General features: G+C 54.0%; 19 protein-coding genes. 2 read left to right on the top strand and 17 right to left on the bottom strand.

Going from position 1 to position 20,534, the window contains the following annotated elements; all coding sequences use genetic code 11:
* Positions 1 to 14 precede the first annotated feature (14 nt).
* Positions 15 to 1,163 (top strand): lactaldehyde reductase, encoded by a 1,149-nt coding sequence (gene fucO, locus ABLU96_RS13305; protein WP_064406200.1) that lies wholly within the window; start codon positions 15 to 17, stop codon positions 1,161 to 1,163.
* Positions 1,160 to 1,474: an L-rhamnose mutarotase gene (rhaM, locus tag ABLU96_RS13300; protein ID WP_064406198.1), complete on the top strand. Its 315-nt coding sequence runs from the start codon at positions 1,160 to 1,162 to the stop codon at positions 1,472 to 1,474. Before fucO ends, rhaM begins: the two co-directional genes overlap by 4 nt.
* Positions 1,475 to 1,521: 47 nt before the next feature.
* Here the strand turns inward: rhaM and ABLU96_RS13295 are convergent, their stop codons facing one another.
* The 17 genes from ABLU96_RS13295 to ABLU96_RS13215 all read right to left on the bottom strand — a co-directional run bounded on the left by ABLU96_RS13295 (position 1,522) and on the right by ABLU96_RS13215 (position 20,490).
* Positions 1,522 to 2,901, bottom strand: a complete 1,380-nt coding sequence (locus ABLU96_RS13295) for a carbohydrate porin (RefSeq protein WP_064358709.1) — start codon at positions 2,899 to 2,901, stop codon at positions 1,522 to 1,524.
* 157 nt (positions 2,902 to 3,058) lie between these two features.
* Positions 3,059 to 4,420, bottom strand: a complete 1,362-nt coding sequence (locus ABLU96_RS13290) for a NosD domain-containing protein (RefSeq protein ID WP_032751737.1) — start codon at positions 4,418 to 4,420, stop codon at positions 3,059 to 3,061.
* 59 nt (positions 4,421 to 4,479) lie between these two features.
* Positions 4,480 to 6,168, bottom strand: a complete 1,689-nt coding sequence (locus ABLU96_RS13285) for a glycoside hydrolase family 32 protein (protein WP_049079701.1) — start codon at positions 6,166 to 6,168, stop codon at positions 4,480 to 4,482.
* Positions 6,152 to 7,573 carry an MFS transporter gene (locus tag ABLU96_RS13280; RefSeq protein WP_025106554.1) on the bottom strand — a complete coding sequence of 474 codons (1,422 nt, stop codon included), beginning with the start codon at positions 7,571 to 7,573 and terminating at the stop codon, positions 6,152 to 6,154. Before ABLU96_RS13280 ends, ABLU96_RS13285 begins: the two co-directional genes overlap by 17 nt.
* A gap of 70 nt (positions 7,574 to 7,643) precedes the next feature.
* The gene (locus ABLU96_RS13275; protein WP_025106553.1) at positions 7,644 to 8,654 is read right to left on the bottom strand and encodes a LacI family DNA-binding transcriptional regulator; all 1,011 of its coding nucleotides are present in this window, start codon (positions 8,652 to 8,654) and stop codon (positions 7,644 to 7,646) included.
* Positions 8,655 to 8,977: 323 nt separating this feature from the next.
* The gene (locus ABLU96_RS13270; protein ID WP_032751739.1) at positions 8,978 to 9,559 is read right to left on the bottom strand and encodes a helix-turn-helix transcriptional regulator; all 582 of its coding nucleotides are present in this window, start codon (positions 9,557 to 9,559) and stop codon (positions 8,978 to 8,980) included.
* A 31-nt stretch (positions 9,560 to 9,590) separates the two neighbouring features.
* Positions 9,591 to 9,863 carry a YceK/YidQ family lipoprotein gene (locus tag ABLU96_RS13265; RefSeq protein WP_064406194.1) on the bottom strand — a complete coding sequence of 91 codons (273 nt, stop codon included), beginning with the start codon at positions 9,861 to 9,863 and terminating at the stop codon, positions 9,591 to 9,593.
* A gap of 13 nt (positions 9,864 to 9,876) precedes the next feature.
* Entirely contained in the window at positions 9,877 to 10,734 is an 858-nt protein-coding gene (gene mscS / locus ABLU96_RS13260) for a small-conductance mechanosensitive channel MscS (RefSeq protein ID WP_032751741.1), read from the bottom strand.
* Positions 10,735 to 10,933: 199 nt separating this feature from the next.
* Positions 10,934 to 11,224, bottom strand: coding sequence for a hypothetical protein (locus ABLU96_RS13255; RefSeq protein ID WP_025106549.1), 291 nt, complete (start codon positions 11,222 to 11,224; stop codon positions 10,934 to 10,936).
* A gap of 170 nt (positions 11,225 to 11,394) precedes the next feature.
* A complete protein-coding gene (locus ABLU96_RS13250; protein WP_025106548.1) occupies positions 11,395 to 13,119 on the bottom strand; it encodes an O-antigen ligase family protein in 1,725 nt (574 codons plus the stop codon).
* Position 13,120: 1 nt separating this feature from the next.
* Complete coding sequence (locus tag ABLU96_RS13245) at positions 13,121 to 13,816, bottom strand: molecular chaperone (protein WP_025106547.1); 696 nt, start codon at positions 13,814 to 13,816, stop codon at positions 13,121 to 13,123.
* Between the two features lie 7 nt (positions 13,817 to 13,823).
* Complete coding sequence (locus tag ABLU96_RS13240; protein WP_048263232.1) at positions 13,824 to 14,339, bottom strand: fimbrial protein; 516 nt, start codon at positions 14,337 to 14,339, stop codon at positions 13,824 to 13,826.
* Complete coding sequence (locus ABLU96_RS13235; protein ID WP_032751744.1) at positions 14,339 to 14,881, bottom strand: fimbrial protein; 543 nt, start codon at positions 14,879 to 14,881, stop codon at positions 14,339 to 14,341. Before ABLU96_RS13235 ends, ABLU96_RS13240 begins: the two co-directional genes overlap by 1 nt.
* Positions 14,882 to 14,890: 9 nt before the next feature.
* Positions 14,891 to 15,931 carry a fimbrial protein gene (locus ABLU96_RS13230; protein ID WP_170873314.1) on the bottom strand — a complete coding sequence of 347 codons (1,041 nt, stop codon included), beginning with the start codon at positions 15,929 to 15,931 and terminating at the stop codon, positions 14,891 to 14,893.
* Between the two features lie 131 nt (positions 15,932 to 16,062).
* Complete coding sequence (locus ABLU96_RS13225) at positions 16,063 to 17,103, bottom strand: fimbrial protein (RefSeq protein WP_170873313.1); 1,041 nt, start codon at positions 17,101 to 17,103, stop codon at positions 16,063 to 16,065.
* Positions 17,103 to 19,733, bottom strand: coding sequence for a fimbrial biogenesis usher protein (locus tag ABLU96_RS13220; RefSeq protein ID WP_233933161.1), 2,631 nt, complete (start codon positions 19,731 to 19,733; stop codon positions 17,103 to 17,105). Before ABLU96_RS13220 ends, ABLU96_RS13225 begins: the two co-directional genes overlap by 1 nt.
* 19 nt (positions 19,734 to 19,752) lie before the next feature.
* Positions 19,753 to 20,490, bottom strand: coding sequence for a fimbria/pilus periplasmic chaperone (locus ABLU96_RS13215; protein ID WP_025106542.1), 738 nt, complete (start codon positions 20,488 to 20,490; stop codon positions 19,753 to 19,755).
* Between the last annotated feature and the right edge of the window lie 44 nt (positions 20,491 to 20,534).

Here is a 20,534-nt window from a genome sequence, read left to right as displayed (position 1 = left end):
TAAGGAGAATTATCATGAGTTTTATGTTGGCACTGCCCAAAATCAGCCTCCACGGCGCGGGCGCAATCGGCGATATGGTCAAGCTGGTGGCGGGTAAACGCTGGGGCAAAGCGCTGATCGTCACCGACGGTCAGCTGGTGAAGCTGGGGCTGCTCGACAGCCTGTTTACCGCCCTGGATGAACAGCAGATGTCTTACCATCTGTTTGACGAGGTGTTCCCTAACCCAACGGAAGCGCTGGTGCAAAAAGGCTACGCGGAGTATCGCGAGGCCGGGTGTGATTACCTTATCGCCTTCGGCGGCGGCAGCCCGATTGATACCGCCAAAGCGATAAAAATCCTCACCGCCAACCCGGGGCCATCGACCGCCTACTCCGGCGTCGGCAAAGTGAAAAACGCCGGTGTGCCGCTGGTGGCCATCAACACGACCGCCGGTACCGCGGCGGAGATGACCAGCAACGCGGTTATTATCGACGCCGAGCGCCAGGTAAAAGAGGTGATTATCGACCCCAATATCATTCCCGATATCGCCGTCGATGACGCCAGCGTGATGCTGGATATCCCGCCATCCATTACCGCCGCCACCGGCATGGACGCGCTGACCCACGCCATTGAAGCCTTTGTTTCCGTGGGCGCGCATCCGCTGACCGATGCCAACGCCCTGGAAGCGATTCGCCTGATCAACCTGTGGCTGCCGCAAGCCGTCGACGATGGACACCACCTTGAAGCCCGCGAGCAGATGGCGTTTGGCCAGTATCTGGCGGGCATGGCGTTTAACAGCGCCGGTCTCGGCCTGGTGCACGCGCTGGCCCATCAGCCGGGCGCTACCCACAACCTGCCGCACGGCGTGTGCAACGCCATCCTGCTGCCGATCATCGAAAACTTTAACCGGCCGAACGCGGTTGCCCGCTTCGCGCGCGTGGCGCAGGCGATGGGCGTCGATACTCGCGGTATGAGCGATGAAGCGGCCAGCATGGAGGCCATCAACGCCATCCGCGCGCTGAGCAAACGCGTCGGCATTCCGCAAGGCTTCAGCCAGCTTGGCGTCAGCAAAGCCGATATTGAAGGCTGGCTGGATAAAGCGCTGGCCGACCCGTGCGCGCCGTGCAATCCGCGCACCGCCAGCCGCGATGAAGTCCGCGAACTCTATCTGGAGGCATTATGATCCGTAAAGCTTTCGTGATGCAGGTAAACCCGGACGCGCATGAAGAGTATCAGCGCCGTCATAACCCCATCTGGCCGGAGCTGGAAGCGGTGCTGAAAGCCCACGGCGCGCACCACTACGCGATTTATCTCGATAAAGAGCGCCATCTGCTGTTCGCCACGGTGGAGATTGAATCCGAAGCGCGCTGGGACGCCGTCGCCGGCACCGATGTGTGCCAGCGCTGGTGGCAGCATATGCGCGATGTGATGCCTGCCAATCCGGACAACAGTCCGGTAAGCGCGGAGCTTAAAGAGGTGTTTTATCTGGAGTAAAACTATGGCTGCCCCGTTGTGCTGAGCGGGGCAGCCGTTTCAAGCGCTTAGAAGAAGTACTTAAAGCGCACCCGCGCGCCGTAGCGATCGTCGTCATCCCCCTGGCTCAGCTTCTCGTCGCTGTCGAGAATGGAGTAATAGGCGCCGAGATAGATATTAAAGTTCTGCATATTCATCACGTTCGGAATTTGATACGACGCGTGGAAGGTATGAATATTGTAGGTGCCTTCATCCTTAATCCAGCAGTCGTTATCGCAAATCACCCCGGCATAATCGCTGATTTTGTTATGCGCGTAGATATATCCCAGCTCGAAGCGCCGCCACAGCGCGTTCACCCCGGCGGTCAAATCCTGTTCGTTGCTGGCGTCCATATAAGCGGTGTTCAGATTAACCACCACCCCGTCCTCCGGGTCGCGCTTCAGGCCGTTCCAGGTCATAGTCAGGCCATAGCCGGTGCGCCCCGACTGATCGATAAAGTTGCCCTGGGCATCTTTATAGCCGTAGGCGTTCTGCACCACGTTCGCTTCCATGGCCGCGGCAACGGAAAATTCGTCTTTCGCCCATGACACCACCGGGCGCAAATAGGCGACGTTCTTTTTCTGCTCCATATCACGACCATGGTAGCCACCGTTGTCGTACAGCGACGTACCGTCTTCCAGCAGGGTGTTGAGCTCAAAATACCAGTTATCAAGCTGCTTGCTCAGCAGGAAGTTGCCGCCTGCGTCAGAGCGGCCGCGACCCTCTTTCATCATATAGATATAGCCATGGCCGTCGCTGTAGAGGTCGTTGGCGGTATTACCGGAGTGCTCGACGAAGGTGTCCTGATTCAGCGGGAACATATCGTACGCTTCAAAGCGCCCCACTTTCACCTTCCAGTCGTTCTCCTGACCAAAGAAGAATACCGCGTCGTCGAGGTTCATCGAGCCGGTCATATCCGCCAGCGGCTGGACAGAGAAACCGGCAAAATAGCCGTTATCCGTTTTGCGGATACCGTCGAAGCCGAGCAGGATACGGCCGTTTAAATCCCACTTATCGTAGGTGGGATCGCTGCCGACATCGGCGTTGGTCATCGCCAGCAGGCCGTGTTTGCTTTCCGCGTCCATGTTGAACTCCACGTCGCCGTAGATTTTCAGATCGCCATAGCCGGATAATTTCAGCTCCGGGACGCTAAGATTCTTTTTACTCTCCGCGGTTGCCGCCGCGCTGTTTACCGGCACACGGGTTTGCGCCGCCTGAATAGCGGCATTCTGCTTCGCCTGTAAATCCCGCACCTGGCCTTCCGCTACCGTCGCCCGGCTTTCCGCGGCGGCAAGCCGCGCTTCAAGCTGTTCCATTCGTTGTTCCAGCGTCAGTTGATTATTTTTCGCGACCGCCGATCCCGTTATTAAACACAAGCCTAGCGCTATTGATAATGTTGTTTTATTCATTTTTATTTTCCCAGAGGTAAAAGGTGGGATAAGGTGAATAAAAATATTCACCTTTTATATTTTGATTTTTATTTAGCAGAAGAATGAATGAAATAACGTGTAATCTGCCTCCTTAAATAACGTCATTCGCTATACGGATTAACAAACAGAGTGAATATTAATTTCCAGCAACCGGTGTCGCCCTGAAGGCATTACGCGCTCGGTCTATGACCACCTGTGCGTCACTGCCGCTATCAAGTATCGTGTTTTGCGCGGATTCTTTTTCTACCTGCACGGCGACCGCATCGAGTTCTTTTAACCTGGCCGTCGTCAGCAAAGCGCTGACCTGCGCCGCAAAGCAGGCATCCTCTTCGGAGGGCTGCGCCTGCGCCGCTGACGTCTCCGTGGTCGCCACGATATGGTTATTCGCAATATAATTCCCTTTGCCGGAAACAAGGCGGATGATGACCGGTTTTATTCCCTGCGGCTTGAGATACTGGACATCAATCGTTTCGGAAATATGATTAGCAATAACCGAATTATTACTGCCGTTTATATGCAGCAAGCCATAGGCATCATCCAGGCCGTTGTCATAGGCCTGCATCGGCGGCCAGGGTTCACGATCGCGCAAGAAATGGTTTGCCGAGATCAGATTCTCCGCACAGTTGTTCTCGAGAACGAGCATTCCCGGATAAAATGAATGGAATCGATTGCTGGTGATGCTAGAGCGGACCACGCCCGATAAGTGCACGCTGCTTGCGCCACGGGGGAAAATATTGTTGGTAGAAATCAATAACCCTCCGAAGTTTTGCGCGTAAATAGAATAGCCTTTATAGCCCGCGCCAATCAGGTTATCGGTTATTTTTGAAGCCTGCCCGGCGCCACGCAGCTCGATACAGTTACCGCATTCGGCGATAAAGTTATTATGGATCGCCATTGCATCGCTATTGTACGTGGTGAGGCCATGCTCCAGATAGATAAATCCCATCCCGGTAATGCGGAAAGCGTCCTGCGCGCTGGCTATATAAATCCCGGTTTTGCCGTTCGTATAGCTATTTTCCGGGTCGTTGTTTCCCAGCCCATCATCAACAAAGTGCAGACCATCGATACAGAAGTTTTCGAACGCCACCGAACTGATACGCGGCGCCCCGCTGCGTTTCACGTAAAATGCAGCGCCAGCGTGTTCTTCATCGCCGGGCTGCGGGCAGAGATCGACCAGGATACGGCTCCCGCCCGGCCATATATCGTGCAAATTCGCCCACTCGTCCGCCGGCGTATTAAAGCGAATGCTCGAGGAGACAAAACCATGCCCGGAACCCATAATTTTTAAATAACTGATATCAATTAAGACCTGCGTCTTCAGATGATAATCGCCGGGCGGAATATAAATCGCGGCGCCCGGTTTACCCCCGTCGTTAATATCGGTTTCAGTTTGTCGCGATTTAATATCGGCGAGAATACTGTTAATGACTTCGCCAATATCCTCATACGGGTTGCCGACGTGCCACTGCGTAACATCATAATAATTTTTACGTACCATGAAAAACCGCCTCTAATGATAATAAGAAATCGAACATCAACGCTTAAATTTGACTTTGCTTATTCCTGCGAATACGTCGAGCGATATTGCGTAAGCTGTGCCGGCGCGCCGGAGAGCTGGATCCGGGTGAGCTGACTGCATGAGTAATAGCGTCGCGTACCGCATACGCTGCCCTGATTTGCGAAGACCTCAACAATCCCGGCATCAAAACACAGGGTGACGTCGCTGACGCCGGCCACCGGCGCGCGGTAACGCCCATCGTCCCGGCCTTTTTCATATAGCGTCAGATTTTTACCCTCCTGTTCGAGGATGATTTGCTGGCCGCTATCGCCCGTTAACGTCAAACGGAAACCACCGGCAGGCATAAAGGTTACAATGCCGGCTTTACAGCCTTTCTCATTAACCCAGATATCACCGTCATCCAGCGCATGGCGGCTGACGACCAATGATTCCGGCGGCAGCTCCGGCATCATGCATAGCCGCTGCTGCGCATTGAGATGAAAGCGACGCGGGAGCGACATTTCCCCCGAGTAAGCGGAATCCACCGGTTTCTGCGTCGCCCAGTTATATAACCAGGCAAAGCCGATTCTTCGGTCGTCCTCGCCCCAGGTTTGCAGGGCGTAGAAATCCGTACCGAAATCTAAAGTCTGTAGCGGCTGCTCGGACGGCGTGAAATAGCCGTTCCGGAAAGTACCGGTCTGGGCAAAAAGCAAATTATGCCGCCCGGTTGTCGGCTCCGTATAGCCAACGACGCCGATAATTAATACCCATACGCCATCCAGGCAGAAGAAATCCGGGCATTCGACGCAGCGACCGCCGTTTTCGCGAAAATAGCCGGGAGCGACATACAGCACATGATGGAACGTCCAGCGTTCACTATCCGCAGAGTGAAAGAGCAGCATCGCCGGATCGCCGTTTACCGACGCGCCGAGGATCATATAAAAAGTGGCATCGGCCTCTTCGTACCACACTTTTGGATCGCGGAAATCGCAGTCCACGCCCGCAGGCAGGTCGGTTAAGACGGTTTTCACCCATTCCGGCTTATCGTAGTCGTCGTGCGCAACGGCCATTTTCTGCACTTCCCGGTAGCCGCGATACAGATCGTAAGCCGGGAGCCGTTCGGTATACCAGAAGCGGGTTTTTCCTTGTTTATCAATATACGCGCTGCCGGAAAACGCGCCGCCCGTCGCGCCCAGCGCCGAAAGATTCTGCTCTGGCTGGAGGAAAACCGGATAATGCCGCCAGTGATACAGATCGCGGCTCACCGCATGATTCCAGTGCATGGGGCCCCATTGGCTGGAGTGCGGATGATACTGGTAAAACAGATGCCACTCGCCGTTCTTGTAGTGCAGCCCGTTAGGGTCGTTCATCCAGCCGGTACGGGGCGAGAAATGCAATGCCGGACGCAGCGGCTCCCGCAGATACTCGTCAGCAATATCCTGACCACTCATCAGGCGCAAATCCTGCCCGGCTGTCGCGATAAAGGTAACGCCGCGCGCGCGCAGTGAATCCGGATGCCAGGTGTAACAAAGCGATATCTCGCTATATTCCGGCAGCCACTCCAGGGTGGCAACGCCGTCCTGAAACGAGGTCCAGGTAAAATACTGGAAGTAGCGCGGCGCCTCCTGAATCTTAAATACAACCTGACCGTTCACGCGAATAGAAAACAGGGGTTGCGCCGCCGGTTCGGACGCTTTCAGCCACAAATCAATGCGCTGACCTTGTTTAATATTAAATGACAGGGACATCCTGAACCTCCTGTGGTTGACCGCGACCTTTTTCCAGCTCACGTTTTGCAAGATCCGTTTTGATTTTCTCAAGGAACGCGTTATTCAGCTTGAAGTAGCGCACCAGATACGCGCTGATGAAATAACTCACCATCGGCAGCAGTGAGAACATCATGATAATGCCTTGAATGGTCTGCGAATTTTGCTGCGGCTCATTCGCGACATAGCCGGTAAACGCCAGAATCCAGGCGACGATAGCGCCGGCGACCGCCAGCCCCATTTTGAGCATAAACAGGTTTCCCGCGAAGGAGATGCCGGTCAGGCGTTTACCAAATTTCCAGTCGCCGTAGTCATCGACATCGGACATCATTGCCCACAGAATGGGGCCAGACTGAATTAAATGCAGAACGTTAATAATGATGAATAGCGTCATCAGCGGGGTCAGGGATTGCGGATCAACAAACCACAGCGCAAATGAGAGAATGCCGAGAATAATATTAATAATGCGGAACAGCGCCAGCTTATCAAAACGATCGGTCAGCGGTTTGGCAAGCACGCTGCCCAGCATATTACAGGCCACGCCCAGCGCCATAAAGAAGGTAATAAACCCGACCGACTCTTTCATGACGTAAGTAGCATAATAGATAGTGACGCCGCCGCGGATAAATGCCGGGAAAACGTTCAGGAAGGTAATAGTGATCATCAAGAGCCACTGATCGTTTTTGATAATATCCCGCAGGTCTTTCTTCAACGACTCGTTTTGCTTAACCGACACCACCCGCTCTTTAATGCTGGAAAAGCAGAACAGGAACATCAGCGTTGCCGCACCGCCCATAATGATCATGGTTAGCTGGAAACCTGAGGCGCGGTCGCCGTTACCCAGCCAGTCCGTTAACGGCAGAATAGAGGAGGAGATAATTAATGTTGCCAGGCCATTAAGGAAAAAGCGCCACGACAGGCAGCCCATGCGCTCTTTCTGATTGAGCGTAATGACGCCGCCGACCGAGCAATAGGGAATATTAATCGCGGTATAAATCAGCGACATGACCAGATAGGTAACCCAGGCATAGACAATCTTGCCGTTCATGCTCAGTTCTGGGGTCGTGAACATCAGTACCGCGCCCAGACCAAACGGAAACGCCATCCATAATATCCATGGACGGAATTTTCCCCAGCGCGTCACGGTGCGGTCGCAGATGGCCCCCATCAGCGGATCGCTAAAAGCGTCAAAGATGCGGATAACCAGGAATAATGTGCCCACCACCCCGGCGTTCAGGCCATATACATCGGTATAAAACCACGTAAGATAGAGGGCCAGTACGCTCCATATCATTCCTGAACCAGCGTCACCCATGCCGTAGCCGATCTTCTCCCTCAGCCCCAGCTTTTCATAAGCGCTTGGCTTTTCCATTGCGGTAGCAGACATAAATATACCTATTTTTTGTTAAAAGGAGCCCATGGCGCCAAATGTCGCGCCATTTCTAAACATAAATCCCTTACAGGGAAGTAATATTAATTTTTACGCTGCTCTCACGAATAATTAACCGCGAGACAATTTCGTGCATTTCAATACTGTCCGGCTGCTGTTGATGTTTCACCATCTGAAACGCGAGGTGAGCAATTTCATTTACCGGCTGTGCAACGCTGGTGATTTTTTTAGTTTGCGCCAGCAGGGTATTATCAAAGCTGGCAATTGCAATATCTTCAGGAACGGAGATGCCCTTTTCTTTTAGCCCATCGATAATATAGTTTGCCGCAATATCGTTATACACTAACAGACATGTACAGGTTCGCGTCGGCTCGCTGAGTTTCTCGATAATGTCATCAAGAATACTAATATGGCCTGATATCTTTTCACCCTCGCCTTTGGCTATCCAGAACGAATTATCTCTAGCAAGCTTTAAACCGTGACTCGCTATTTTTTTGCTGTACGACGAGACCTTGCGGCTATCCACCCCTTCCTGGGCAACAAAGCCAAATGAAAGATGGCCCGTATGAATAAAATGTTCCGCAATACTTTCCGCCCCCCGATCCTGGTTAATCGATACGGAATTGAAGAACCGGGACACCTGGGTGACAACGGCGACCGGGATCCGGGTAATGCTTAACCATTCTGAAAGTTCGGCTTCAGCCTCTGTCGGCACCCATAGCAAGCTGTCAATGCCCATCCCCACTAAGGTCTGAATAATATGTTTATCCTGCTGCGGCTGGTTCTGATGCGTTTTAACGATCACCGATTTGCCGATATACCGGGCCTCTTCTTCCACCGTCGCCAACAGTTCACAGAAGTGAGGATTCACCAGATTAGGCAAAACCACACCAATCAGCCCTGAACATTTCCCGCTAAGCTGAAACGAACTCTTGCTGGGGACATAGCAGAGATAATCCATCGCATCACGCACCGCCTGCCGCGTTTCCGGCACGACGCTGGGATGATTGTTGAGCACTCGCGACACGGTCGCCGTCGAGACCCCAGCTCTTTTCGCTACGTCTTTAATGGATGCCATGATGATTGAATACGCCCCCTAACACTGGCGCTCACTATAAATGGCGAGCGCGGTTGAAAATGTAAGCCAGTTCACATGTTGCTTTGTTACATGGAATCACGTTTAGCCTTCGCAAATTCATCACCCTATTAGGGGTTTTTATTAAAACCTGGCGAGAATATATTACGGACACCATCAACAGGAAAGCAGAATACAGGAAGGGAGAATAAGAGATTATGCTATTGCTGCGGGATGGCGTTGGCTGGCGCGATAAATACGCAGCATGCGGGGATCCGGGGATGGCCTATGAACGCCTGGCCACGGCAGCCTACGGCGCGCGACCATTAGCGTTTAAATTGTAGAATTAAAGATGACATGCTGGGCGCGCCGAGTTTTTTCAGCGCTTTGATTTTATGCGTGCTCACGGTTTTAATCGTAATACCCAGTGATTTCCCTATGTGATGATACTGCTTTCCGCAGCACAGCATCCTGATAACTTGATACTCTTTATGGGTCAGCAGGGCCTCCCAGCGGGAGATATAATTATTACAATGGTAGCCCTTCAGTATCAGTGTAAAATATTGCCATATTTCATCTTCAGTTGAGGAAACATGATAGCGCGCATAGTGCGGCAAATCGGAAAGGCTGCTCCAGAATGAGCGGAAAACAAACACGGCGATGTCTCTGGCCTGCCTTTTTAGATAATCGCCAAAAACAAACGCATCGTAGATGTTTTCTCCTTCACCAAACGTTTCCATTAGCACGCCGGAGAGCGCAATGCTCTCCATTAGCGTTTTTAAGCTTTTCAGATCATGACAAAAGTGCAGCCGAATGGCGGTCAGTGACTTTTGTTCTTGCAGGCTACTTAGCCCCAGACAGAAATAGCGATTCGGGGACATTACGGCCACATCTAAAATAGAACTCATAATGAATTAACACCATTTTATAATATATTTTTTATTTTCCGGAGTGAATTGACCACGGGCCGTGAAAATAATCAATCGGCAGCATCAGCGTATCACCAATAAACGACAGCGGCGTATCCAGAGTCCATAATGTCCCCTGAAGATAATTATAATCATACTCGCTGTCACCGCGGATCACCGCGATATCCGTTTTAACCCCTGGATACCACGTTTCGCCCTCCGCCAAAGAGGTTCTTCCCATGACGCTGCCGCAGCCCGTCAGCAGGAAACAGACAGCCATACAACCCATCCCTTTCGCATTCATATCATCTCAGCCATCAGGATAACGTCGGTACCGTGCCGGCGACGCGAATATCCATCTGCGGATAAGGAATCGCAATATGATGTTCGTCCAGCGCCTCTTTAATATTCTCCAGCAGATCGTAATAGGTATCCCAGTAGTGGGTGTTTTTCACCCACACGCGCACGGTAAAATTAAGTGACGAGGCGCCAAGTTCGGCCAGACGAACGGTGGTATCACGCTGCCGATCGATGCGTTTGTCAGCATCGATGACCGCCAGAATAACGCGCTTCACTTCCGCAATTCGGCTATCGTAGCCGACGCTAATCATCAAATCGATACGCCGGAAGGGATGGCGCGAATAGTTAACGATGCTGTCGGCGATAATTTTGCCGTTCGGGATCACCACGTCTTTATTATCCGCGGTGAGTAAGGTGGTGGAAAATATATGTACGGTTTCCACCACTCCGGTAATGGCGCCGATCTGCACCAGGTTTCCGGCCCGGAAAGGACGTAGCGTGACTAACAGTACGCCAGCGGCAAAGTTTGATAGCGATCCCTGCAGCGCAAGCCCCACCGCCAGCCCCGCCGCGCCGATGACCGCAATAATTGAGGATGTTTCTATACCTAAACGGCCAAGCGCGGCGATAGCCGCAAACGCCAGCGTGATATAGCGCACCAGGGCGGCAAAGAAATGGACAACCGTAATATCTACCCTGCGCCGCAGAAGTATTTTCTCGATACCTTTAGATAATAAGGTTGAGACAACCCGGCCGATAAAAAAGAGAATACAAGCGGCAATCACGTTCCAGCCATACTGGAGAATTGTATCGCCATGCCCTTTTAACCATTCCAGTGAAGAAGAGATCTCCGGAAACAAAACCACCTTAGCCATATATATTATATCTTTTCTGCGTAAAATATATGAGGAATAGTATAGAGGAATATGTGGGGATTCAATCAACTCGCGGTAATAAAACGATCGTAGATTGTAAGAATAATAAAATTATGTAATTTCTTGCTAACATCTTAATTTTGAGATGAGATAAATATCTTCAACCCGATGAGCTGAAGATATTTAAATGTCATTAAACTTAATAGTAATTAATCGTTAACTGTTCCAGCTGCTTTTGTTTATCAAGAAATGTTTTTTGCACCACGGCATTACTGACATCCAGCGAAACGCTGCTGACGTGTGCCGCGGAATAATGAGAAACGGTCTTATCGCGATAACAGAATAATTCATTTTGACCGGGCTTGTTCCAGCATCCCGACTCCACAACGGTGCCAATGAAGCGGACTTTTCCGGTATGGCCGGCGTAGCAGAAAGAAGAAGTGCAGGCGAGAAGTAAAGCCGCTGCGGCAGTGCATTTACGTGCGTCCATGGGGTAACACTCCTGTGTTGGGCATTTTTGAAATCAATTTCAAACCACAGGAGATAATTACACTGCTAATTATATTCGATCAATGCTTTTTTAGCCCCGACCCGCAATATACGTAAAAAGGCTCAGCTGCCTCTGCGACGCTGAGCCCGCGGTCATAACCGGCATCGGCACTACGATGAAAAACGCCGGTCCTCAGGATAGAGCCGCCGGGCCTCCTCGCGCAAAGCCCGGGCGTTTTTCTGTTGCCCAAGATACCGCTCGACGTTAATAAGATTGTTGTACATATCGGCGTCGTTCCACACCGCAATCCAGCGCCTGCCGATCTGGTTGAAAGCCTCCAGGTCCTCGACGTTAGCGCTCGACTGATAGCGGATGATATAGCTGAGCGCCCGATCTTTACGCAGCCTTTCGCTGCCGATGCCGATGTCATGCAGCCGCAGTACGCGGCTGGCAAAACGCTGCGGCGACTGCTGAAAAGCGGTCAGGTAGTGCCCCTGCCAGAAGGCGCAGCCGGTGAGCAGCGCGCCGTAGCAGGCCAGGATCATCAGCGCGCAGGGTACCGGCCGCGTGGAGGGCGCGGTGAATGCGGGCAGTGGCGCCTGTTCGCCGGACGGACAGCGATCGGCCAGGTTAACCAGGATAAGAACGAACAACCAGTGTACCGGCGATTGATACAGCGGATACTCCAGCTGCGTGTGCAGCAAAATGGGCATCAGGCAAGCCAGCAGCGCCAGCTGCCGTACGCCGGGGCGGCGCAGCAGTAGCCAGAATCCGCTAACGCCCAGCACCAGCAGCCCGAGCAGGGCGACCGCTCCGCCCTCGACCCACCAGAACAGCAGGTCATTATGCGGATAGGTTAACCCCGGGACCCGACGGGACAACGGCGGGACGCTATCGGCCACGAAATGGGCAAAGGACCAGGCGTATCCCCCGTAGCCCCAGCCGACGATCGGATGCTGCAGTATCATGTTCCAGGTCTGCTGCAGAATAAAAACCCGCTCAAGATTCGAGCCGTCATGTTCATGCAGGGCGTTGAGTAACGAGACCGATAGCAGGGCAAGCCCCAGCAGCACGCCGGCCACCGGCGCCAGTACGACACGCCAGCGGGCCCCGCGCGCGGCGGAGCGGCGTAACGGCGAGAAGCAAAAAATGGTCACCATCATCAGCCAGCAGACCACGCCGCCCAGCCATCCGGTGCGGGATTTCAGCAGGGTCAGCGTGGCGTAGAGCAGCCCGAGCCCGAGCGCGCTTCCCCACTGACGATATCTCTCCCTCGCGACGCTGCGGCAGACAAAGCGGACGTCGACCGTCAGCCACAGCAGCACCGCGGCGCCGGTGGCAATAAAGGAACCGGTGACGTTGCGTTGCAGAAAAACGCCGATCGCGAACTGTCCGGCCTGGCGCTGCGCCGCCTGCGCCGGCAGCGGCAGCCAAGCCGGATGGCCGATCCCCACCAGCGCATAAACCGCCTGAATCAGAGTGGCGGTGACGATCAGCCACAGTACGGTCTGCTGCTGACGCGGCGTGAGCCGACAGTTCAGCAGCAGATAATAAAACGCCACGCCCGCCCACAGGCCCGCCAGGCGCGGGAAGGCATCCAGCCGCCAGTCGGCGGAGGGGCTCCAGAGCAGGGGCAGCGTCAGCAGTAACGCCGCCAGCGCCATGCCGCGCAGGAACGGGCTGCTGCGCAGTCTCTGATGCCGCAAAAACCAGGCGCAGCCGACCATCGTGACCAGCAGCACGCCCCAGACCAGCAGCGGTTCCGGTAAATCGGCGCCGCTGCCGCCGGTGCTGGGCAGGACAATATGCATGACGCCAAGCAGGATCAGCGCCAGCATCATAAGGAGCCAGCGGGAGGCCGCCGTTTCCGGCTCTCCCCTGAGTTCTGCGTGCATCTTATTGCCCCTTCCTGGCCTGCGCATCGGGCGAAATACGCATGGCCGGCATGGCCCGACCATAGTCGTTAAGGGTCTGCCACTGCAGCGCGCAGCCGCCCTGCGCCGGACACCACGCCACCGAGCGGCTGGAAAGCGGCGCGACCATCCCGGCCCCGGCGATACTCTGGCCGTTGGCCTGCATATTCAGCAGCGTGACGTAAAACGGCGTCGGGTTCTGCACCGTTACCGTTTTCCCCTGGCGCTGCCAGCGCAGCTGGCGATAAGCCTGCTGTGAATCCCCCTGGATGCCTTTCGGGCGATAAAACAGCTTCATGCGGCTGCGCACCGCAATCTGCAGGGTATTCTGCTGCTGACTGTCGGCCTGAGGGATATTGGCCACCGTGACCCAAAACAGACTTTCGCGGTCCGCCGGCAGCTGGCCGCTGGTGTACATCACGCGAATTTCATTTTCTTTGTGGCCGTTTAGCGCAAAGACCGGGGGCGTCGCCACAAAAGGCACCGCCGCGTGCGGGTCGCCATCGGCGACGATTTTGCTCAGAATCAAGTAGCGCGAGGGCGATTGATTGATCACCCGGAACGATATCGATGGCTTACCCTCATTATAAATAAAGCGGGTTCCCCCGATGACCACGCCCGCCTGCGCCTGAAGGGATAAGGCGCTGAGCGCCAGCAGTACAGCGATTTTTCTCAACATGGACAGGCTACTGATAGGTCAGGCTAAAGGTGGTCGTGGCGTCAACGCTGCCGGCGGTAACCGGGCTGCTCGTCGCCACCATCTCACCATAAAAGGTGAGGTTCTGGCTGGTTTGCTGCGGGTCGAGCGTATACTGCCTGCTGGCGCTGTTCAGCGGCACCAGCGTACGCTGGCTGTCTAAGATCGCCACCCCGACGCCCGCGGCGCTGCCCGCCTGGCTGGTTAACGCCAGCAGGGCGCTGTTGGTCGTATCCGCCTCGCCGGTAAAGGTTAATGAGACCGCCGACGCCGCGCTGCCGCAGTTTTCCAGCCCGATGGTGAACGCTATCGGCTGGGAGGCGCTGCCGGCCGCGGTAAACTGTTTCGCCGCAATGTCGCCCAGGGTCACCTGCTGGTTCGCGGTATCGGTGGTCACGGTGCAGGTGTTTCCCTGGATCGTGCCGGTAATGTTTACGGTGCCGTCGTGGGCCAGCGCTGAGCAGGACAAGCCGGATAGCGATAACAGCAGGATCGTCTTTTTCATTATTGATAGCTCACATCAAAATAGAGTACCGAAGAGGCGTTGCCGGGCGTAACCGGCACCGCGGTAGCTTTATAGCGCAGGCGAAACGTCAGATCGTTATTGCCCTGGGTAATCGGGTACCCGTTATCGGTACTGTTAATCGCAATCGCGTTCATACTGCTGTCCAGCAGCTCAATCGCCACGCCGCTGGCCATTCCGCCGCCGCCGGAGGTATCGGAGAGGGCTAACAGCGATGGGTCGGAGCCGTCCGACGTGCCGCTAAAGGCCACCGTCGACTGGCTGATCGCCGAGGTGCAGTTATTTAATTTGATATCAAACTGCTTCCACTCCGAGGTATCGCCGACGTTTTTAAATATCCCAGCGCTGAAATCGCCGATATGGATAGTCTGGTTCTGGCTGGCGGTATCGATATCGCAGCTTTCCGCGACGATTGTACCGGTCATATCCAGCTCAACCTGGCCAGTATTAATATCATCGGCGATAGCGCTATGAACGCCCGCAAACGCCAGCAACAGGGGAAAGAGTGTTTTTGCCGCTTTCATCTTTTTTCCTCAGGCGAAGTCAACGCGAATATAGGCCGTCGCCGAAAAGGTCCCCTCTGCCGGGGCATTTCCGGTGGTGCTAATCGGCGCGGCGTGGAAAGTCACCGTCGCCTGCAGGTTGTCGTCCAGCTGGAACGGGATCAGACCGCTGTTCGGCTCAATCACCTTGCCGCTGCTATCGGTGATCTGCACCCCGACATCATCGTTGCTGGTTTTAACCGCCGCCGGTTCATCCGCCGAGGCTTCCGCCAGGAAGCGAACCGTCAAATTAGCATTGGCCTCTATGCCATTACATTTAATGGGTACCGAAATCGTTTTTGGCGTGTAGCCGACGGGCATCTGGCCCTTGTTTTTAAACTCGCCCGACATAAATGAGCCAAAATCAACGGTCACGATTTGCCCGGCGTTAACGGAGCAGGTTTGGGGGACCGATAGTTGACCATCAATATAAGCGGTAGCCACTGGCGAGCCTTCCACAAAATCACTGCCGACGGTGTACCATAAATCAAATAATTTTATATGTGGGAAACTTACCACTCCAACAAATTTGCGATCTACTCTGAACGTAACTCTAACATCATTGCCAAAATGAAAGCCTGAAGTCACACTATTACATAACATGCCATTCCCAACGGGCTTATATAAGTCAACCAAAGGCAAAGGATAATATGTGCCGTCACCGGGGTTTTTAATTTCTCCTGCCACTGAAAGATAGTCGTTGGCTTTATAAAAATTTAAACCACCGGAGGCTCCCGACGAAACCAGATCCGTTGTTGTCCATTGATGCGTATAAAAAACCGAATCACTCTGGCAAGAACACTCAACAGAGAATGAACCGCTACTACTCGAGTTCACGGCGGGTAAAATCTCTCCGGGGACGTTTTGCGTAGGATCGGATACAACCGTATTGATATTAAAATCATACGTTCCTTTTGTAGAACCATCAGGAATATAGCATGAGCCTGAAGGATAATCGGTAGCATACACAGGAACGCTGCTTAATTTTATCAAGGCCATAAGTACTATTGCTAGAGTGACACATTTTTTCATTACTAGACCTTTTACTAAATATAATGTTCGGCTACTGCTTCTGTCTTTCAGATCGTTAATATTGCATCTGACGTTATTGCCTGCTCGCGATTTGCCATACCACCAATATGCCGTTTAGCGTTTTTTACGCTTCAGGCAAAGTCAACGCGAATATAGGCCGTCGCCGAAAAGGTCCCCTCTGCCGGGGCGTTTCCGGTGGTGCTAATCGGCGCGGCGTGGAAGGTCACCGTCGCCTGCAGGTTATCATCCAGCTGGAACGGGATCAGACCGCTGTTCGGCTCAATCACCTTGCCGCTGCTATCGGTGATCTGCACCCCGACATCGTTGTTGCTGGTCTTAATCGCCGCCGGTTCATCCGCTGAAGCGTCCGCCTGGAAACGGACCGTCAAATTAGCATTAGCCTCTATGCCGTTACATTTAATCGGTACCGAAATCGTTTTTGGCGTGTAGCCGGCGGGCATCTGGCCCTTATTTTTAAATTCGCCCGACATAAAGGAGCCAAAATCGACGGTCACGATTTGCCCGGCGTTAACGGAGCAGGTTTGGGGCACCGATATTTGACCATCAATATAGGCTGAAGCTACGGGTGCACCTTTTATAAAATCACTGCCGACGGTGTACCATAAATCAAATATTTTTACATGGGGGAAATTCATCACCCCAACAAATTTCCGATCTATTCTGAACGTAACTCTAATATTATCACCGGTGTTGAAATCTGATCTAACCTCGTTACACGGCATTGCTGCACCTGCAGGTTTATAATGGTTAGTCCACGGTAAAGGATAATATTTTCCATCAGACATGTCTTTTATTTCAGACGCAACAGAAATATAGTCATTAACCTTATAAAAGGTTAAACTCCCGGAGTTTCCTGTTGAAACAAGATCCGTTGTTGTCCACTGATGTGTATAAAAGGTTGAACCTTCCTGGCAAGAACACTCAAGCGAGAATGTTCCACTACTGGTAGAAACTATAGCGGGTAAAACTTCTCCAGCTGTATTTTGCGTAGGATCGGGTACGACCTCACTGATATTAAAATCATAGTTTTCTGCTGCATGTCCATCAGGAACGTAGCATGAGCCCGAAGGATAAGTTGTAGCATATGCTGGAAGGCTAATTATTTTTATCAAGGCCATTAGCGCGATTGAGAGTGTGATAATACGTTTCATCACTGGCACCGTTCACTGACTTTATTCACCGGCTGCTGCTTCGCGCTCTCCGGAAGTTGATATTTCACCACGCAGTGCTGTCCGGCGCTCTCGCCCCACTGCACTTCCAGCATGCCGTTCAGCGGCAGCCCGGCGAGGTACGCCTGGCCGTCGTCGCCGACGATGGTGCTGTTGCCCGCCTTCTGGCTGACCGTGGCGCCGAACGGCACCGGCTTGCCGTTATGCATCAGGGTCATCAGCGCGCGCACCCCGACGTGGGCGTTAAATTCGGCGCGCACCAGCGCCCCCTGGGTCGGCACCACGTTGGTGACCGCGTCGTCAATATCGACGTTTTGTCCCATGGAGTTGGTATTCAGCGCTACGCGGTTCTGGCGATAGGTGGTGGCGTACGGGATCACCGCGTAGCCGCGCCAGTCGATTTTCACCCCGGTGGCGTTTTCCAGCTCGACGCCGGCCGCCCCCGGCGCTTTCACCAGAATGTTGGTGTCGCCGAGCGGCTGGCTAAGGGTAACGCCGTTGCGGTGAACCACCACGCCGCCGCTGACCCCGTAGTTCACCTGGTGGTAGCCGTCGCTGTAGTTGTAGCCCGCCTGCAGGTTACCGTAGGTGCCCTGATAGCTCATGTTGGCGTTGCCGCTGTTGCTGGTGCCGTGGTTGCCGTCACTCTCCTGCACGTTATAGCTCAGGTTGTTATCCGCCAGCAGCGTCCCGTTGATGCCGGTAGTACCCGTGGTCTTACCGTGCTGATCGGTGGTGGTGCCAAAGCTCATATTGGTGGTGTTGGCCGAACGGTAGATATCCGCGCTATGGTTGCTGGAGAGCCACTGGCCAATCGGCAGCGAAATATTAAAGGCGTAGATCTGATCCGCCTCCTCTTCCCCCGGCGACTTGTCGTAGTTCCACGTCAGGCTATAGGAGATGCCGTTCCAGCTGCCGTTATAGCCCACCTGCAACATGCGATCTTTCTCATCGGTGTGCCAGTAGGTCTGTTCGGAGCCGGTGACAAAAATCGAGCCGATTTTGCCGACCTGCTGCGAAATATTAAGCTGCGCTTTGCCTTTTTTGGTGTAGTAGAGATCGTAGTAATCGGTCCACACCGGCTTATCCTGCTTACCGTCGTGATCCTCATCTTTCCACTCATTGTCGCCGGTATAGCCGCTCATGCTTTTATATGTCGTCTCGTCGAGGGTGTAGAACCCCTCCGTCGAGTAGCGGTAGCCCAGCAGCTGGAAGTTGGTGCCGAGATCGTTCAGCGCCTTGGCGTACAGGAAGCGCACCGACTGGCCGTCGTGCTGGCTACCGTCGGCGAGGGTGCTGTTTGCCTGGGTGATATCGGCGGAGACCGCGCCGAAATCCCCCATATTCAGCCCGGCGCCCAGCGCGAAGGCGTGGTAGTCGTTGCTGACCTGCGAACCGCCGTACAGCGTGAAGCCATGCGGCAAGCCGTAGATTGCCGTTCCCTGGGCAAAATTGACCTCATCCTGATCATCGTTGGTGCTGCGGTATTTACCGGCGGTCAGGGCGTATTTCAGTCGTCCTTCGCGCTGCAGCAGCGGCACCGCGGAGTACGGCACGGTAAAGGTATTTTCGCTGCCGTCGCTCTCTTTTACCGTCACCTGCAGGTCGCCGCTCGACGAGGTCGGGTAGAGATCGTTGATGGCGAAGGCGCCCGGCGAGACGTAGGTCTGGTAGATAACGTAGCCGTTCTGCTTAATGGTGACCCTGGCGTTGCTCTTCGCGATACCGCGGACCGTCGGCGCAAAGCCCTTCAGGCTGTCCGGCAGCATGTTGTCATCGGAGGCAATCTGGACGCCGCGAAAGCCGAGGCTGTCGAAAACGTCCGACGGGGTGTAGCTTTCCCCGAGCGTAAGCTCCGCCTTCAGCGGCGCAATCGTACGCTCGACGTAGGTGCTGATATGCTCCCACTTGTTCTCCGTTTCACCCTCGCCGCTGGTGTAGTTCCAGGTGGAGTAGTCGCGCAGGCGCCAGGCGCCGAGGTTCAGGCCGCTTTGCAGGTTGAGATAGTAGCTGTCCTCTTTGCTATCACCGCCGCTGTTGCCGCCGGTAAAGTCATAGTTCAGCAGCAGCGCGTTGATCCCCTGGTCCCACTCTTCCGGGGGGATATACCCGCGCGCGCTCTGCTTTAGCGCCGCCTGCGGCACGCTGATGTTCAGCTGCTGATGCTCAAAGTCGAACTCGGTGGAGGATTCCGGTATGGCGGCAAAGGGCACGCACTGCTCCGGCGCCAGCTTTGCCAGGTCCGGGAAGGCTTTGGTATTGACCCCCATCTGTTCCAGGCGCGCGGTGGTAAAGCACGGCGCCAGCCCGGTATCATCCTGGCCGCCTTTTGCCGCTTTAAAGTTCACGTCTTCGGTGGAGACCAGCTGCTTATTCAGATAAATATCAACGTGATATTTACCCGGAGCCTGGCTATCGCCCTTTTCAAAATGCGAAAGATCGGCCACCGCGTTAGGGTCGTCCGATAAGAATGCGGGGTTAAAATAGTTATCCGCCAGCGCGGATAACGGTAATGCCGATAAGGTTGCCGGCAAAATAATACGGTATACCCGACGGCGGGCAAATAGAACCTGCATCACCGCGAGGGTGATATATTTTATTTTTAACGTCATTATTTTGCCGACCTGTTTATTATTCTATTATGGCTTTCTGTTCGGGCGAGTTTGCCCCGTAATCGTTAATGGTCTGGAAGGTGATATTTCCCTGCGCGTTCGCCGGCAGTTTTAAATCCGCCTGCGACATCGGCGCCACCATTGTCGTCGGTAACGTTGCGGTACCGGCGTGAATCTGTACCAGCGTCATATAATAGGGCGTGGGATTTTTCACCGTCAGGGTATTACCGCTTTCGTGGAAGCGCAGCTTCGCCGGCGCATCGATCGAGGCCATCGGCAGATTTTTCGGGCGGACAAAAAGTTTAATCCGGCTCAGCACCGCGATCTGCAGGGTATTTTTCCCTTTAGTGTCTTTTGCCGCCGAGGGAATCGCTTTAACGTTCACCCAATAGAGGCTTTCGCGATCCGCCGGCAGATTATTCGGCCCGACGTACATAATGCGCAGCGTATTTTCTTTCTGCGGCTTCATCACAAACAGCGGCGGGGTGATGACAAAATCGCTGCTTTTACTTTCGCTGGCGTTTTCCACCCATGACTGAATTAAAAAGGTGGCCTTCGGGTCGGTATTATTCACCGCCAGTGAGACCTGATTATTGCCCTGCGGATAGATGACGCGGGTGGAACCTAATGATACCCCGCCGTTCGCCGCTGCGTGCGCCTGGGTTTCGGTTTGCGCCTGCGCCGCGGGCGCGGCCAGACCGGCACCGGCTAACGCCAGCGCAACCAGAGACAGGCGGGAAAAAGAAATAACGGACATAAAGTGCCTTTCACAATAAAGATTTGCCGCGGACGGCATCAGGA

Origin of the sequence: Klebsiella sp. CN_Kp106 (genome assembly GCF_040064575.1) — a bacterium.
Taxonomy (GTDB): Bacteria; Pseudomonadota; Gammaproteobacteria; order Enterobacterales; family Enterobacteriaceae; genus Klebsiella; species Klebsiella michiganensis.
The sequence above is the reverse complement of the archived record's forward strand: the minus strand, read 5'-3'. Positions and strand labels throughout refer to the sequence as shown.

What these genes read in the sequence shown, in the direction of transcription:
- ABLU96_RS13265 (WP_064406194.1), bottom strand. Translation starts at nt 9,863, where the DNA reads ATGAATGCGAAAGGGATGGGTTGTATGGCTGTCTGTTTCCTGCTGACG.
- ABLU96_RS13280 (WP_025106554.1), bottom strand. Translation starts at nt 7,573, where the DNA reads ATGTCTGCTACCGCAATGGAAAAGCCAAGCGCTTATGAAAAGCTGGGG.
- ABLU96_RS13235 (WP_032751744.1), bottom strand. Translation starts at nt 14,881, where the DNA reads ATGAAAGCGGCAAAAACACTCTTTCCCCTGTTGCTGGCGTTTGCGGGC.
- ABLU96_RS13245 (WP_025106547.1), bottom strand. Translation starts at nt 13,816, where the DNA reads ATGTTGAGAAAAATCGCTGTACTGCTGGCGCTCAGCGCCTTATCCCTT.
- ABLU96_RS13290 (WP_032751737.1), bottom strand. Translation starts at nt 4,420, where the DNA reads ATGGTACGTAAAAATTATTATGATGTTACGCAGTGGCACGTCGGCAAC.
- ABLU96_RS13230 (WP_170873314.1), bottom strand. Translation starts at nt 15,931, where the DNA reads ATGAAAAAATGTGTCACTCTAGCAATAGTACTTATGGCCTTGATAAAA.
- ABLU96_RS13220 (WP_233933161.1), bottom strand. Translation starts at nt 19,733, where the DNA reads ATGACGTTAAAAATAAAATATATCACCCTCGCGGTGATGCAGGTTCTA.
- ABLU96_RS13295 (WP_064358709.1), bottom strand. Translation starts at nt 2,901, where the DNA reads ATGAATAAAACAACATTATCAATAGCGCTAGGCTTGTGTTTAATAACG.
- ABLU96_RS13225 (WP_170873313.1), bottom strand. Translation starts at nt 17,103, where the DNA reads ATGAAACGTATTATCACACTCTCAATCGCGCTAATGGCCTTGATAAAA.
- ABLU96_RS13240 (WP_048263232.1), bottom strand. Translation starts at nt 14,339, where the DNA reads ATGAAAAAGACGATCCTGCTGTTATCGCTATCCGGCTTGTCCTGCTCA.
- fucO (WP_064406200.1), top strand. Translation starts at nt 15, where the DNA reads ATGAGTTTTATGTTGGCACTGCCCAAAATCAGCCTCCACGGCGCGGGC.
- ABLU96_RS13215 (WP_025106542.1), bottom strand. Translation starts at nt 20,490, where the DNA reads ATGTCCGTTATTTCTTTTTCCCGCCTGTCTCTGGTTGCGCTGGCGTTA.
- ABLU96_RS13250 (WP_025106548.1), bottom strand. Translation starts at nt 13,119, where the DNA reads ATGCACGCAGAACTCAGGGGAGAGCCGGAAACGGCGGCCTCCCGCTGG.
- ABLU96_RS13285 (WP_049079701.1), bottom strand. Translation starts at nt 6,168, where the DNA reads ATGTCCCTGTCATTTAATATTAAACAAGGTCAGCGCATTGATTTGTGG.
- mscS (WP_032751741.1), bottom strand. Translation starts at nt 10,734, where the DNA reads ATGGCTAAGGTGGTTTTGTTTCCGGAGATCTCTTCTTCACTGGAATGG.
- ABLU96_RS13255 (WP_025106549.1), bottom strand. Translation starts at nt 11,224, where the DNA reads ATGGACGCACGTAAATGCACTGCCGCAGCGGCTTTACTTCTCGCCTGC.
- ABLU96_RS13275 (WP_025106553.1), bottom strand. Translation starts at nt 8,654, where the DNA reads ATGGCATCCATTAAAGACGTAGCGAAAAGAGCTGGGGTCTCGACGGCG.
- rhaM (WP_064406198.1), top strand. Translation starts at nt 1,160, where the DNA reads ATGATCCGTAAAGCTTTCGTGATGCAGGTAAACCCGGACGCGCATGAA.
- ABLU96_RS13270 (WP_032751739.1), bottom strand. Translation starts at nt 9,559, where the DNA reads ATGAGTTCTATTTTAGATGTGGCCGTAATGTCCCCGAATCGCTATTTC.